We start from the raw sequence: 14,324 nt of genomic DNA on the forward strand, positions 1-14,324 counted from the left end.
TCAACAGGTAACATGGAAGATTGCCGCTTTGGGCGGGTTGAGTTGATTGTAAATCTTTATCGCCTCTGGCGTCGGGGCGGCGTGGTAGTCGATGTTATTGGCTTGGAGAAATTGAATGGCATCCGGACTTAGTTGCACAACCCCATCCTGGCCCGTACCAATAACGAGGCGGGCGTTAGTGCCAGCGAGTACCCGCGCCACCTCCTTTTTACCGACGGTGTGGTTGTCACCGGTGAGATGCCGATAACGGTTCTCGATGCGGTCATCCGGATAGATGACGATATCGGTGTCAAACCGGGCACGGTCGGTTTCAATCCAGCCAAAACCAGTGGCTTTTATCTCCACAGATTGATGTTAAACGGTTATTGGCAATTGTCAAGTGTTTGGCGGTGCAGTTCAATCGGGGCAAAGGCGTCGGTCTGGACAACCTTGACCTCACCGAGGCGCACCAGTTCTAACAGGGCAAGGAAGGTGACGATGATTTCGGTGAGGGTGGCGCCGGTCACCGCCTCCTCAAAAGCCAGGCGCTCCTTCGCTTTAAGCAGGTTACGGAGTACGGCAATTTTATCCGAGACTTTGATGCGCTGCGGTTCAATCGTTACCGCAGGAGTGGGTTTGAGCCGGGCAAGGAGCCGGCTGAAGGCACGGGCAAGAAGGGTGATGTCTTCAGACTCGGCCGGACGGGGCGGTGGCGATTCGCCCAGCCGGGGAAAACGCTGGCGTTGCTCGGCTTCGCGGCGGGCGAGGATCCGCGCCGCCTGCTGAAATGAGCGATAACTTTCAATAATCTGTTCAAGCGAAATCTGGGGTGTGGAAAGGTCTTCTTCGGCGGTGCGGGGTAAGAGGGCGCGGGTTTTGAGGCGCAAAAGCACCGCCGCCATAACCAGAAAGTCGCTGGCGGCGTCAAGGTTCAAAATGTTCTCGCTGCGCAGCAGGGCAAGGTAGTCATCGGTCAGACGGGCAATCGGGATGTCAAACACATCCAGTTCATTTTTGCGCACGAGGTAGAGCAAAAGTTCCAGCGGTCCCTCGAAAACCTCGAGCCGGACCAGGGTCTCCTTCGTCATAGAGACACCAGCTGGTAATTTCGTTTACCCAAGCCAATCTCCTCGCCCCGTGCCAGAACAATTTCCGGATTGAGGTGCGGATAAATCTCTTTCAGAGCCGAACGGGTGTGGTCCCATGCCGCCTGGTCGCATGCCACCGGGTCAAAAGAGGCGAACAGCCCAACATCAGGCATAATCGGATTTTCGGTCTGGGGGTAGCAGTCGCAGTTCGGGGTCACCTTTAAGACGATGTTGAAGTGAATCGCCACCCGGTCCTTGAGCACCGCATAGCAGTATTCGGCAAGTTTCTTTTGTACCGACTCCGAGGCGGCGTCCCAGTTAATCTTGATGGCGCCGTGCGGACAGACGGCAAGACAGCCTCCACAGCCAGTGCAACTGCGGCCGATACGGGCAACATACTTGACAAAGTCAATCGCATCGTGGGGGCAGTAGTCAACGCAGTTACCGCAACTGAGGCACTTCTCTTCATCCACATAAGGTTTGGAAGAGGAGTGCATCGCCAGTTTGCCCGCCTTTGCTGCCAGCCCCATCGCAATACTTTTTATCGCACCGCCGAAGCCGGCAACAAAGTGTCCTTTGAAGTGGGCGAGGTTGACGAGGTAGCGAATGAAACGGAGTCTGCCGGCGAGATAAGCGGGAGTTTGGGGCGCAAAGTCGAGCGCTACCGGATAGAAATGTTCACCGTACTCACCGTCCAGGATTTCAATCGGCACCAGAGTCCGCTCCACGGTAAAGCCGTGCTCCCGGGCAAGTTTGATGTGCTCGGAGGCACGCTGGCGCCGGCCACGATAAAGCGCGGTTGTTTCTACGGCAACGGGCTGGAGGTCGTGATTGATACAGGCGATGGCGGCGCTGCGCACCAGTTCCGGGCTGATATGGTTGTTGTTGTCATTTTCGCCAAAATGGGTTTTGATACCCACCTTCTTGCGCGGCCGGGTGCGGGCAAAAAATCCGGACTGCTCAAGGATTTGGCCGACGCCATCAGCCACCCGTTCGGGTGGCACAAACCAGACAACTGATGAACTCATCGCCACACTCCTGGAATAGGTGTTTTACAGAATTTGCATTTACCATTGACAATACTGTTTTCCAGCACGGTATAGCCCTGACGCCGGATGAGCAGATTGCCGCATTTGGGACAGAAGGTGTTTTCGTCCTGGTGACCCGGGACATTGCCGATGTAGACATACTTCAAGCCGGTCTGACGGGCGATGGCGATAGCCTTTTCCAGAGTCTTGACCGGTGTTACCGGCGCATTTTGTAACTGGTAGTCAGGATGGAACTGGGTGAAGTGCAGCGGGATGGTGTCACCGCAATTTTCCTTTATCCAGTTACACATCTGACGAATGGTTGTAGTGTCGTCGTTAAAACCCGGGACAACAAGGTTGACCAGTTCTAAGTGACAGGAAGTCTGGGCGACCGTTTTTATTGCGGTTAGTACCGGCTCAAGGGTTGAACCACACACCGTGCGATAAAACTCAGGCGTAAACCCTTTCAGGTCAATCTTGATGGCGTCAACAGCCGAACACAGTTCACGCAGCGGTTCCGGGTTGATATACCCCCCGGACACGACCGCAGTTTTGATACCCCGGGCGCGGGCAAGGCGGGCGATGTCAATCATATACTCAAAAAAGACAACCGGTTCGGTATAGGTGAAACAGATGATGGGCAGGTTGAGTTTCTCAGCCAGGGCAACAACCTGTTTCGGGGTCATCTCCTGGTACGGCACCGCTTCTGGTGTTGCCTGGGAAATCTCCCAGTTCTGGCAGTACTTGCAGCGCTGATTACAACCAACCGTGGCAAGGGTCAAACGCAGGGCACCGGGCAGGAAGTGAAAAAATGGTGCCTTCTCAATCGGTTCGCGATTGATGGAGCAGGGTTTGCCATAGACCAGTGAGTAAAGGGTGCCGTTGCGATTTTCCCGCACCCGACAGAAGCCCCTTTTACCCGGAGCGATAACACACCGTCGCGGGCACAGTTCGCACTGGACCATTTTGTTTTCCAGTTTTCGGTAGTAGCGGGCTTCAGTGAGTTCAACTTTCCCCTTTTGGGGTACAGGGGCAAGGCTCATAAGCACGAGTAGGGCAAAAAAGAGAAACCGGTTCATCGGTTAATGGGCAACGACGCCGATGATTACACCGCAAACCAGCCCGAGCGTAAACACGCCGCCAATGCCACCGAACACCAGCCATTTTGCCCGGCAGGCGTTTTTCTCCATCGTTTGCCGGTCAATTAGAACCCGGGTTTCAAGTCCGGGTAAAAGTTCAACCTGGGAGGTTGCGCCATCAATGCGCGCTAGGGTCCAGAGGGCGTTTAACCGCGCACCAACAGTTCCAGAACGCAACTGCCGGTAGAGCGTTTCGAGACTGTCGTTGGAAACAATTGTCACCCAGTACCGGCCCGGGTCCAGTTGATATCGCTCTAAGGGGGTTAACCCAGCGGAGTCGCCTTCAACAAAAATGTTGTAACCCGGAGGGTCAGAACGGACAGTAAGGAATCCGGGTCCAGGAGAAGTTTGTCCGACAACAAGGATAAATGACAAAACGGTTACCACCATTAAACAAAGGGTAACGGAAAACAGCAACTCAGTCAAACAGAAATAGTGATTGATGATAGAGGGCAGAAGATGGCGTGGGCGATTTTTGTCCAAAGGAAAATAGGGGCGCAGGCAAGATTTAAGCGTTGCGGTTGCGGGGCAGAATTCAGTTGGCGTTGACATTTAAGTAAGTTATGGTATAATTGTAAGTTACTTACAAAGGAGAAAAGGGAGGATACATTGACCGAGATTAATCTGGCAGGCGAGATAAAGAAAAACAGGGTCCGGTTCGTTCAGCTCTGGTTCACCGATGTGTTAGGGTTTCTCAAAGGGATTACCATTTCCAGCCGGGAACTATCACGGGCGCTGCGGCACGGACTGAGTTTTGACGGTTCGTCAATTGAGGGTTTTGCCCGGATTGAGGAGTCGGATATGGTTGTCAAGCCTGACCCGGCCAGTTTTGCGGTTCTGCCCTGGGAGGTGCAAGGCGCGCGGGCGGCAAGGATGTTCTGCGATGTGTTTACGCCCGATGGCAAACCGGTTGATTTTGACCCGCGACAGGTGCTGCGCCGGGTTGTAAGCAAGGCGCAGAAGATGGGTTTTGCGCTTTATGCGGGCTGTGAACTGGAGTGCTTTTACTTTCAGAACGGCGGGGCGCCGAACCTTCTGGACCAGGGTGGTTATTTTGACCTGATACCGACCGCCCTGCCCGAGCAGGTGCGCGAAGAGACGATTGTTGAACTGGAGAAACTCGGGGTTGGTGTGGAGTATAGCCACCACGAGGTGTCACCGAGCCAGCACGAGATTGACCTGCACTACACCGATGCCTTGACGATGGCAGACAATGTTGTCACCTGCCGGTTTGTTGCCCGCCAGGTGGCAAAACGGCACAACATCCACTGCACCTTTATGCCCAAGCCGGTTTTTGGGGTCAACGGCTCTGGTATGCACACCCACATCTCCTTATTCCGTAATGGCAGGAATGCCTTTTATTCGGCAAAAGACGAGATGAACCTTTCGCCAATCTGCCGGCAGTTTATCGCCGGTCTGCTCAAGTACGCGCCGGAAATAACCGCAGTCACCAATCAATGGGTCAACTCCTACAAGCGACTCGTGCCCGGATTTGAGGCGCCGGTTTATGTGTCCTGGGCAAGGGTGAACCGCAGTGCGCTGGTACGGGTGCCGGCATTTTCCAAGGACCGGCCCGAAGCGGCGCGGATTGAGTACCGTTCACCTGACCCGGCATGCAACCCGTATCTGGCGTTTGCGGTGATATTTGCCGCCGGGTTAAGGGGTGTGGAGGAAAAACTTTCCCTCGCGCCACCCACTACCGACAACATCTATCGGATGACCGAAGAGGAGCGGGCACGGGCAAAAATTACCTGTCTGCCCAAAGACCTTTCCGAGGCGATAAAGTTAACCGAGAAAAGTGAACTGGTGCGGTCAACTTTAGGTGATGAGCTGTTTGCCTTCTTTCTGCGCAACAAGCGCCAAGAGTGGGACGAGTACAAGGCACAGGTGACCGAGTTTGAGATAAAGCGGTATCTGCCGATACTGTAAATTGAGATATGGAAAAGAAGGTCTTTGGGGTGGCGATTAACTGTATGGACGGCAGGGTGCAGCTGCCGGTGATTGAGTATTTGAAAAGGGAGTTCGGACTGGATTATGTTGATATGGTGACTGAGCCGGGGCCGAACAAAATTCTTGCGGAAAATCAGGACCGCGCTACGGTCGATTCAATCAAAAGGCGGGTTGCGATATCGGTTGAAAGCCACCGGGCGGTAGTAATTGCGCTGGCGGGCCATTTTGATTGTGCGGGAAATGGGGCAGAGAAAACGGTTCAGTTAAGCCAACTGGACCGGGCAGAACAAACAATCAAGTCCTGGGGGTTAAACACCCGAATAGTTAAACTGTGGGTGGATGAAAATTGGCACGTGCAACCGTTAGGGTGAGCTGGTATAAAGGTTTGATTGTTGTAACACAGTACTCTTCTAACGGTTGAACCGGTCAACCTAATATCGTCATTTACTCCCGATGAATGCCGGCCAGGGTTCAGATGTAAATTTGGACAGGTAAGCCGTACTAACCAGAGGGCCGGTTTCTGGATGTGCGGCTGGATGCCGGGTAAAAGAGGGTCCTGGATACGATTTACTCAACCAGTTACCGAATCGTTGGGGGAACGGTTCCCGGAGCGGTTCCCTGAGTCGTTACCGGGATAGTATGGAGCAGGGCGTTTGTACCTGATATGGCGTTTGGCGCAGGTGTTGACCGGCAGTTAAGTATGGTTTAAGGTTAATCCCGATGTTAGCGGTTGAGATGATTCTCCTAATGCTTTTTGTTCCCGGGCAACTGGTGATTACCGAGGTGATGGCAAATCCCAGAGGCGGTAGTGGCGTTCTGATGCCGGAGGACCGGAATGAGTTTATTGAACTGTACAATACGGGCAACGAAGCGATTGACCTGTTTAATTATACGGTAGATGATGGTGATGCATTAGACCGGATTGTTGCCTGGCACGATTCAACGATTTTGCGAAACAACCCGGGCTTACTTATCGGCACAACCTGGCTCAAGCCCGGTGGTTTTGCGCTGATTCTTGACCCGGAGTATACCGATAGCGGTGGTCTGGGTGGCTATCTCCAGCCTTACCAGATTGGCGACTCCTGTTTGATTTTAACTATTGGCAACACCACGATTGGCAACGGCCTGACAGGTAATGACCCGATAACGGTTGCGTCACCTTACGGCGATACAACAACCTTTGGCACACCCCAGGAGTCAGAAGATGGGTTTCCGTTTGATGCGGGTGACGGTTTTTCCTATGAGAGGATAGATATCAATGCGCCGGACCACAAGGGGAACTGGGCGGTGTGCCCGGACTCTTCAGGCGCGACCCCAGGCAGAACAAATGCGGTCAGTTCCTATTTTGATTTGACCATTACCGAAATGGGTTTGATAGACAGGTTTGTGCCAGAACCGGGTGAGCGGTTCAATTTTCGGGTTGGGGTGAAAAACGCCGGTTTTGTGCCAGCGCCAAACTGGCGGCTATTATGGGGCTGGGATAAAGGCGAAGTTTTGGTCGATATTGAGGTGGCGTCTTTAAGACCAAAGCAGGAGAGTGTGTTTGTTTTTGAGGCAACCTGTCCCCAAACCCGGGCTGAGTTGTGGTGCCGGATTTTATGCCCTGGTGACAGGGACACAACGAACAACCTTTACCGGATGGTTGTTACACCAGGTGGAGCGGGTGGGCTTTTGAGTCTGGGGTTAAATAGTTTCAGTCCGGATGGCGATGGCTTTGAAGACAGTTTGCCGATTAATTTTGTTTTACCAGAACCCGGGGGCAGGATGAGTTTGAAGGTTTTTGACCTTTCAGGCAGGACGGTTCGGGTAATTTTTGCCGGGCGGGAGATAAATGAGGCCCAGGGGGTGGTTTACTGGAATGGCAGGATGGACCAGGGCGGTCTGGCACCGGTTGGGTTGTATGCGGTGTACCTTGAATACCGTTACGCCGGTCGCAAGGTTTGTGCGAAACAACCGGTTGTGTTGCTGAAACGGTAAGGTTATCTGCCCTTACCGGTAAGGATGTAATCGGCAGGGTTGACCCAGTTGCCGTTGACCTTTATTCCGTAGTGGAGGTGATTGCCGGTTGCCTGTCCGGTGGCACCAACCGTGGCGATGACCTCACCCCGTTTGACCCTCTTGCCAACCGTAACCCGGATGGTGTTGCAGTGGCCATAAAATGTCTGGATACCCCAGCCGTGGTCAATCTCCACAGTTCTGCCAAACCCGGATTTCCATCCTGCATAAACCACCTTACCGTCGGCAGGGGCAACAATCGGTGTGCCGCGTGGAGCAACAATATCCATCCCGGCGTGCATCTCCCTTCTTCCGGTGAACGGGTCCTGGCGATAGCCAAAGTTGGATGTGACCCAGCCCTGAACAGGCCAGATTGAAGGGGTGCATTTTAGCCGTTCCTGCTGCCGGGTTACGGCGCGGTCAATTTCCAGTAGCGACCTCTGGGTGAATTTAGCCCGGCGGAGAAGTTCATCAACCTCGGGCGCCGGACTCGGGGTCTGAACCCCACCTACACCCATCAGCCGGACATCAGCCGGCACCAGACCCAGATTGACTGCAGCCCGGAGTTTATTGTCCATCTGTTCGGTGAAGGTAAGGAACTGCCGGAAACTGTCCACTGCCGCGGCATAGGCGGTAAGCTGTTTACTCAATCGGCTGTTTTCGGCGATGAGGTGGTTTAAAAGTCCGCGGTCGGTAAACCGGTTAACGATAAAACGGGTAAATGCGCCACTAAAGACAAAAAACCCGAAAAGGACCGCTATTGCGAAATATATATAGTAGATAGGAAAGGAAAGGCTCAAAGCCTTGTTGCGTCGGGTCAGGTGAACCAGAACCTGAAGCCTTTCCACAATAGGATTTTACCCTGCCGGGTTCGGCTGTCAAGAAAATTTTTCTGGTCTATGTTGACCTGAATTTAGCGGGTGTTAAACTTACCGCCTATGACGCCCAAACAGCTACACTTTAGTTCTCTGGTAGTTGATATGCACTGTGATACGATACTTGCCCATATCTCAGGGAAAAGAGATATCACCCGGCGCAGCCGTTTTGGACATCTGGACCTGCCGCGGCTGGTTTTGGGTGGGGTTAGGGCGCAGGTTTTTGCCCTGTTTCCTGACCCCAAACGGTTAAAACCCGGGGAGTTTGACCGGTTTGTGTTGAACGGTTGCCGGTTGATAAAACAGATTTGCGCCCAAAACCGCAATCAGGTGGGACTGGCTCTTTCCCCTTATGGTTTAAAGCGGATTGTGCGCTCGGGTAGAACTGCAATTGTCATCGGGGTTGAGGGTGGACATGCGCTGGAAGGGGACCTTTCCCGGCTAAAGCGGTGGTTTCGTGCCGGGGTAAGGGTTTTAACCCTGACCTGGTGCAACTCCAATGAACTGGGCGATGCCAGCTGGGACAAAAACAGACCGCATCAGGGGCTTTCGGAACTTGGTAAAAGGGCGGTAAGGTTGATGAACCGGTTAGGTATGATAGTTGATGTTTCCCATTCGGCAGAAAGGACATTTTATCAGGCGGTTGAGTTGAGCGTGGCACCGGTTATTGCCTCGCATTCCGGGGTGTATGCTTTGAGAAGGCACAATCGTAATTTAAAGAAAGGGCAACTGGCAATTTTAGCCCAAAAGGGTGGGGTGATGGGGCAGGTTTTCCTGCCTGCGTTTCTGAACCCTAATCCGAAGCGGGCGTCGGTTAAGGATGTGTTGCGGGCAATTGACTATGTTGTTCAACATTTTGGACCCGATGTGGTCGGGCTCGGTTCGGACTTTGATGGGTTTTCAGGAAATCTGAAGGGTCTTGAGGATGGAACCCGGCTGCCCGAAATCACCAAGGGTTTGGTAAAAATGGGTTACACAGAAGCGGAAATCAAAAAGGTGCTGGGGCTGAATTTTGTTCGGGTCTGGGAAAAGGTCTGGGCAGCACGCGCTGGTTAACGGTTTTTTATTTGACTTTGAGTATTGTTGAGTAATAATTTTTTTGTTGCTCTGGCATATCGGTCAAACCAAGTTAAAAAAGGAGGATTTGTGAAGCATTTCTTGCTGTTGACGGTTTGCGTCAATTTGCTTTTTGCCGGTCGCATTACCGTACCTCTGGCAATTTCTCCGGAACAGGTTTGGTTGTCCAATCAGGACGATTTTACGGTTGTGCAACTAAAGCCGCCGGCACCAGGTTTGATAGTAGTTGCGACCACGGAGCCGGGTGAGCCGCTTTTGCCGGTCCTTTCAGGCAATGTGCTGATTCCGCCTGATGCCCGACTGGTTGCGGTGCGGTTAAAGGATGTAGAGTGGCGGGAACTGGCACAGGGGGTAAACATCTATCCGGTGCAACCGATGCGGCCCCTGTCGCAGTTCAATTCAATCCCGTTTGTTGAACCAGACCCCGCAATTTACAGTTCGGATGCGGCTTATCCTCCGGAGCTGGTTATTGGTGTTCCTGCCGGTTCCAAAGCCGGTTTCCGCATCGCCGGTTTTCTTTTCTGCCCGTTTCGTTACCATCCGGCATCAGGCCGGCTGTTCGTTGCGACCCGGGCCGAACTGGAGATTGAGTACGAAAACAACGCCCTTTCGCAGACGGTATTGACCCCAGGGCAACTGGAACTGGCAAATGAGGCGGTTTCTGCGCTGGTCGTGAATCCTCAGGATGTAAGTCGCTGGGCACCTTTGAGCGCGGAACTGGACAATGCGGAACTGGATGTTGTGATTGTAACCTCTTCAACCCTGGCGCCGGCACTGATTAATTTCCGCAACTATCTGCGGCGCAAGGGTTATTACACCGAGATTGTGCCGACCGAAACGATTTATGCCCGCTATCCAGGCCGGGACAATCCGGAAAAGATTCGGAATATGCTGAAGGACAAGTTTGCCCATCAGGGTTTGAAGTATGTAATTTTAGCCGGCGATGTTCAGCATGTGCCCTGCCGTTATGGGTATCTACCCTATTCGCCTTACAATGTCCCGGCTGACCTGTACTATTCGGACCTTGATGGTACCTGGGATGCGAACAACAACTCGCAATTTGGTGAATACTCGTACACCAATTTTAACCCGGATTCGGTTGACCTTTATTCTGACATCATCGTGGGCAGGTTGCCATTAGATGATGCCAGCCACTGTGCCAACTTTTTGCACAAGGACAGCCTGTATGAGCGGCATCCAGACACAACCTATCTCCACAATGTCCTTTTGCCGTTTGAAGCGTTGTGGACAAACATTGACTACTACGGCAGGATTGTGAACAAAAACATTGCGCTGGCGCTTTCTGATTTGGGCATTTGGCTGGTCGATTCGGTTTACAATATGAGCCCGACTCAGTGTGTGGCGAGCATCAACAATGGCCGGCACCTTTTCCATTATGCCGGCCATGGGTCGTACAACGCCTTTGGCTCGACCTTTTCAACTTCCAATTTAGGCTCTCTTACCAACAGCACCAAGCCGGTGATTGTCAATTCAATGGCGTGCGACTGTGGCAACTTTGACCAGTACGACTGTCTGGCGGAACAGTTTGTTACCATCACCAATGGCGGTGCGGTTTCGACCTGCCTGAACGCTCGCTATGGCTGGGGTGCGCCTCCGAATATGGGTCCTTCTGAGAACCTGTGTATGGAGTTTTACAACAACTACATTAAGGGGTGGAATCAGGGTCAGGCTTATGCGCTGGCAAAGGACTTTTACCGCAATGCGGCGTTCAGTCAGATGACCTATCGCTGGTCAGTTTACGAATGGACATTGCAGGGCGACCCGACGATGCTCGTGTGGCGCCAGGTGCCCAAGCCACTCACGGTCAGCTGCCCGGACACGATTGTTGCCAATCCCCAGATTGTTGTGGTGCGGGTCTATTATCCCGATTCTGTACCGGCAGCCGGAGCCCGAGTGGCAATTCTCCATCAGAATGAACTGATTGGCCGGGGCGTGACGAACTCTCAGGGAAGAGCAAGGGTTGTTCTGCCCGTGCTCGAAGACACCTGGACATTGACCGTTTCGGTCACGGCTCAGGATGGCGCGCCGTTTGAAAAGACAATCTTCACCCGAAGTGGCAGGCCGACACCGCTCGTGGTTTATGACCATTACTGGGTTGATGATGTTAATGGCAGGCTTGACCCGGGTGATGAGGCGGACCTGTATGTGGTGGTGAGCAATCTCGGTAATTTGACCAGTTTTAACACCACCGGTACGCTGCATTCCAGTTCGCCCTATTTGACATTGCTTGTTTCCACCAGTTCTTACGATTCGGTTGCGGTGGGCGATACCGCGCGGGGCAGTGCCTATCGGGTAAGGGTGGATAGAGACTGTCCAGATGGTGAAAGACTGGAGATAAACCTGACCGTACGGGGTGATAGTGGTACCTGGCGCACCCAGTTTGAGATAACGGTCGGCATGCCTTATGCGCGTGCCGGGTTGTGGGCGGTGCACGACACCGGAGATTTTGTTATCGGTGTGTGTGCCAATGGCGGGATTGGCACAACCACCTGGCGCGGTCAGGGGCTCGGTTTTATCTATCCGAAGAGCCGTGCCTGGTCCTCTTCAGCGATGATGCATGGTTCATTTTTACTGGGCGTCAACGAACCAGATACGATATGGGTGGCGGACAACTATTACGGGCAACCCTGGCAGGTTACACCACAGGACTTTGCGATTGTTGAGTCGCTCAGGCCGGTGCTGCCACCGGAGTTTGGGGACCAGGAGTATCGGTGTGTATTTTCTGATGCCCGCCATTCCGCGCCCAAAGGGATAACAATAACCCAGCGCAGTTTTGTCAGTGCGGACCCAAATAAGAACGACTTTATCATCTTAGAGTATCGTATCCACAATAACGACACTCTGCCGATTTCTGATTTGTGGGCAGGGGTTGCCTGCGACTTTCGCACCGCGCCCTGGAACTCTAACGATGAGTACGACTATGCCGGCACCGACTCCATCCGGAATCTTGCCTATGTCAAGGCGTCGCCGGAGACGCTGGCGCTCGGACTTAGACCAATTTATCCGCAGGGTGCAAACGGCTGGGCAAACTGTATCTTTCACAACACCTATGTGAACGATGGGTTTACCAAATCGGAAAAGATGCGGTTTTTGGACGGCAGACTGCGCTCAACAAGCGGAACATCTATTGGTAACTGGCACGCGTTCTCTTCGGTGGGTCCTTTTACCATTCCAGCGGGAGACAGTCAGATTGTCGCATTTGCAATCTGCGGCGGGCGAACCGTGGCACAGATGACCGCCAATTCTGATACCGCATTTAACTGGTATGAGCCACAGGTTGGTGTTAGAGAAGATGTAAGCGGTTTGCCTGCACGGTGCGTCATTGATGTCAATCCAAGACTTTTCTCCCAGAGCGTGACCGTTAATTATTTGCTAAACCGGGTCGAGCCTTTAAAAGCGGTGGTGTACGATGCGCTGGGCAGGTGTGTGGAAAGGTTTGAAATCCCGGTTAGCGGTACAAGCGGCTCCTTTATCTGGCAGCCCAAGGCGAGCCAGAAGGGCGTTCTTTTTATCGATGTCAACGGCACAGTGGCAAAGGCGGTGCGAATAGAGTAAGGTAGAAATGACGGGCTCCCGTTTGGGAGCCCGCAAGGAGGAAGCTACCGGGATATCAGGGAGGAAGGTACAGCCAGGTCCCGGTTTCCTGGACTGCATCTTTTTCTGTTCCCTTTGCGAGGGCACCCGCCCTCAACACCATTTTAATAATTAGCATCTTTTGTGCCGCCTGGTTGAAAGGCTGGAAACTGGTTAAGTCATCAATGATAAAGATTTAACATCCGGTTTAAAGATTGTTCAAGAAGTATATTTTATTTAAGAGGAAGAGAAGGTGTGTTTAGGCGATTGAACTGACGAGGGATAGCCTGCGACAGATTAAAAGGCGGAGGGCTGGAGCACCATCTTGATGTGAGCAGTCATTTTAGCGCCCAGAGGGGCACCTTATACGGGCCGAGGGGGTGAAGTTACTTCGGTCCGGTGTTGAGGGGTGACTGCATGGGGTGGAAAAGATAAGATAGATGCTCCAGCCCTGGATTTGTGGCACAGGCTCTTTCTATTAGAAGCAACCCCGGCAACTTCCGCCTTGTGTGTGTTCATTTTACACTCAAACATTTTCGTGCATTTACCGTGCCAGAAATTGAGCAAACAACAGATTTCTAAGTTGTTGTATTTCAATTAGTAATATTTTAAAGCAGGAACCGTCGTAATTTTTGTGTGGTTAAATAGTTTGGGTTTATCTTCTTATCTTATTTAGTTTCGTTACTTATGCTATGCGACTCGATTAATGGTGTCGCACCGGTTTTTAGTAATGTGAGCGGTATCGAGGAGGATATGAGGCGGGCGGTTTCGCCTTTTGCGCTGTCAGACAGTTGAATAAGTCGCCGGGCACCAACTCTTTCATACCAGAGGCTTATTTTGCCCGAGTCGGATTCGATGACGAGTTTGTAACATTCAAACCTGCCGGCGGGTGTGGTTAAGGTGTCGATGCCGGACAGGGAGATTTTTGCGGCAATGGACATTCCGCCGGGTGGTGATGTTGCAGGAATTACAATAAGGATGTAATAGGGCTTTAACTGGCCAAATCGGAGTGCCCTACCAAGAGTGGTCAACTGGTGAATATCGAAGGTGTTGGGTCCGATTGGTATCTGCCTTTTGAATTCCCCTTCTCGGGTGGCGGTAACTATTTCGGCATACCCTTCCTGATAACCGGCAGCAGCGGAAAAAAGCGGTTTTGGTGCACGGGAGAAGTGGAACGAGGCGATGGGTGTCATATCCTCCCGAGATATAAAGACAACGATTGACTCTATTGGATGAGTATCTTTTGTTATCTGTTCTAAGGAGGTAACTTGAAAGACGGGGATTTCCCCGTATATAACCCGGGTAGTTGTTACCTTGCGAATTGCAACCAAAGCGTTGTTCTGGTCGACTATTTCGTAGAGATTGGTTTCGCCATCGACAATCGGGGGCGGGTCGATGCGTACGATTGGTTGAAGTACAACTTTTCCTGCCCTGCCGCACAGACATAGTAGTGGCATAAGTAAAAGCGTGAGGAGTTGTAGAGCGCGTTGCGCCATCTGTCGTAAATTATAGCCCGGGTTTTAAGAGAGGCAATACCGTCCAGAAGTCGGGGTATCCAGCTCGCTCAGAGTACCGCCATTTCTTGCTACCTTCCTATTG

General features: G+C 52.5%; 12 protein-coding genes. 5 read left to right on the plus strand and 7 right to left on the minus strand.

Annotation, left to right across the window (positions count from 1 at the left end; all coding sequences use genetic code 11):
* The 5 genes from HPY86_04150 to HPY86_04170 are packed head-to-tail and all read right to left on the minus strand — an operon-like array spanning window position 1 to window position 3,624.
* Window positions 1-345, minus strand: coding sequence for a hypothetical protein (locus tag HPY86_04150; GenBank protein ID NPV14104.1), 345 nt, complete (start codon window positions 343-345; stop codon window positions 1-3).
* A gap of 17 nt (window positions 346-362) precedes the next feature.
* Window positions 363-1,067 carry a segregation/condensation protein A gene (locus tag HPY86_04155; protein NPV14105.1) on the minus strand — a complete coding sequence of 235 codons (705 nt, stop codon included), beginning with the start codon at window positions 1,065-1,067 and terminating at the stop codon, window positions 363-365.
* Window positions 1,064-2,095 carry a DUF362 domain-containing protein gene (locus HPY86_04160; GenBank protein ID NPV14106.1) on the minus strand — a complete coding sequence of 344 codons (1,032 nt, stop codon included), beginning with the start codon at window positions 2,093-2,095 and terminating at the stop codon, window positions 1,064-1,066. Before HPY86_04160 ends, HPY86_04155 begins: the two co-directional genes overlap by 4 nt.
* On the minus strand, window positions 2,092-3,174 hold the full coding sequence (amrS, locus tag HPY86_04165; protein ID NPV14107.1) for an AmmeMemoRadiSam system radical SAM enzyme: 1,083 nt from the start codon (window positions 3,172-3,174) through the stop codon (window positions 2,092-2,094). Before amrS ends, HPY86_04160 begins: the two co-directional genes overlap by 4 nt.
* A gap of 3 nt (window positions 3,175-3,177) precedes the next feature.
* Window positions 3,178-3,624: a PEGA domain-containing protein gene (locus HPY86_04170; protein NPV14108.1), complete on the minus strand. Its 447-nt coding sequence runs from the start codon at window positions 3,622-3,624 to the stop codon at window positions 3,178-3,180.
* A 219-nt stretch (window positions 3,625-3,843) separates the two neighbouring features.
* Between HPY86_04170 and HPY86_04175 the strand changes: the two genes are divergently transcribed.
* The 3 genes from HPY86_04175 to HPY86_04185 all read left to right on the plus strand — a co-directional run bounded on the left by HPY86_04175 (window position 3,844) and on the right by HPY86_04185 (window position 7,161).
* Entirely contained in the window at window positions 3,844-5,163 is a 1,320-nt protein-coding gene (locus HPY86_04175; protein NPV14109.1) for a glutamine synthetase, read from the plus strand.
* An 8-nt stretch (window positions 5,164-5,171) separates the two neighbouring features.
* Window positions 5,172-5,555, plus strand: coding sequence for a hypothetical protein (locus HPY86_04180; protein NPV14110.1), 384 nt, complete (start codon window positions 5,172-5,174; stop codon window positions 5,553-5,555).
* 349 nt (window positions 5,556-5,904) lie between these two features.
* Window positions 5,905-7,161 carry a hypothetical protein gene (locus HPY86_04185; protein ID NPV14111.1) on the plus strand — a complete coding sequence of 419 codons (1,257 nt, stop codon included), beginning with the start codon at window positions 5,905-5,907 and terminating at the stop codon, window positions 7,159-7,161.
* A 2-nt stretch (window positions 7,162-7,163) separates the two neighbouring features.
* Here the strand turns inward: HPY86_04185 and HPY86_04190 are convergent, their stop codons facing one another.
* On the minus strand, window positions 7,164-8,027 hold the full coding sequence (locus tag HPY86_04190) for a M23 family metallopeptidase (GenBank protein ID NPV14112.1): 864 nt from the start codon (window positions 8,025-8,027) through the stop codon (window positions 7,164-7,166).
* A gap of 90 nt (window positions 8,028-8,117) precedes the next feature.
* Between HPY86_04190 and HPY86_04195 the strand changes: the two genes are divergently transcribed.
* Together HPY86_04195 and HPY86_04200 are read left to right on the plus strand one after the other, a co-directional pair.
* Entirely contained in the window at window positions 8,118-9,110 is a 993-nt protein-coding gene (locus HPY86_04195; GenBank protein ID NPV14113.1) for a membrane dipeptidase, read from the plus strand.
* A 90-nt stretch (window positions 9,111-9,200) separates the two neighbouring features.
* Complete coding sequence (locus tag HPY86_04200; GenBank protein NPV14114.1) at window positions 9,201-12,707, plus strand: hypothetical protein; 3,507 nt, start codon at window positions 9,201-9,203, stop codon at window positions 12,705-12,707.
* Between the two features lie 686 nt (window positions 12,708-13,393).
* On the opposite strand, the gene HPY86_04205 is transcribed toward HPY86_04200, so the two are convergent.
* Window positions 13,394-14,221, minus strand: a complete 828-nt coding sequence (locus HPY86_04205; protein ID NPV14115.1) for a hypothetical protein — start codon at window positions 14,219-14,221, stop codon at window positions 13,394-13,396.
* Window positions 14,222-14,324: the final 103 nt, after the last annotated feature.

Source organism: candidate division WOR-3 bacterium, assembly GCA_013177935.1.
Taxonomy (GTDB): Bacteria; Hydrothermota; Tepidihabitantia; order Tepidihabitantales; family Tepidihabitantaceae; genus Tepidihabitans.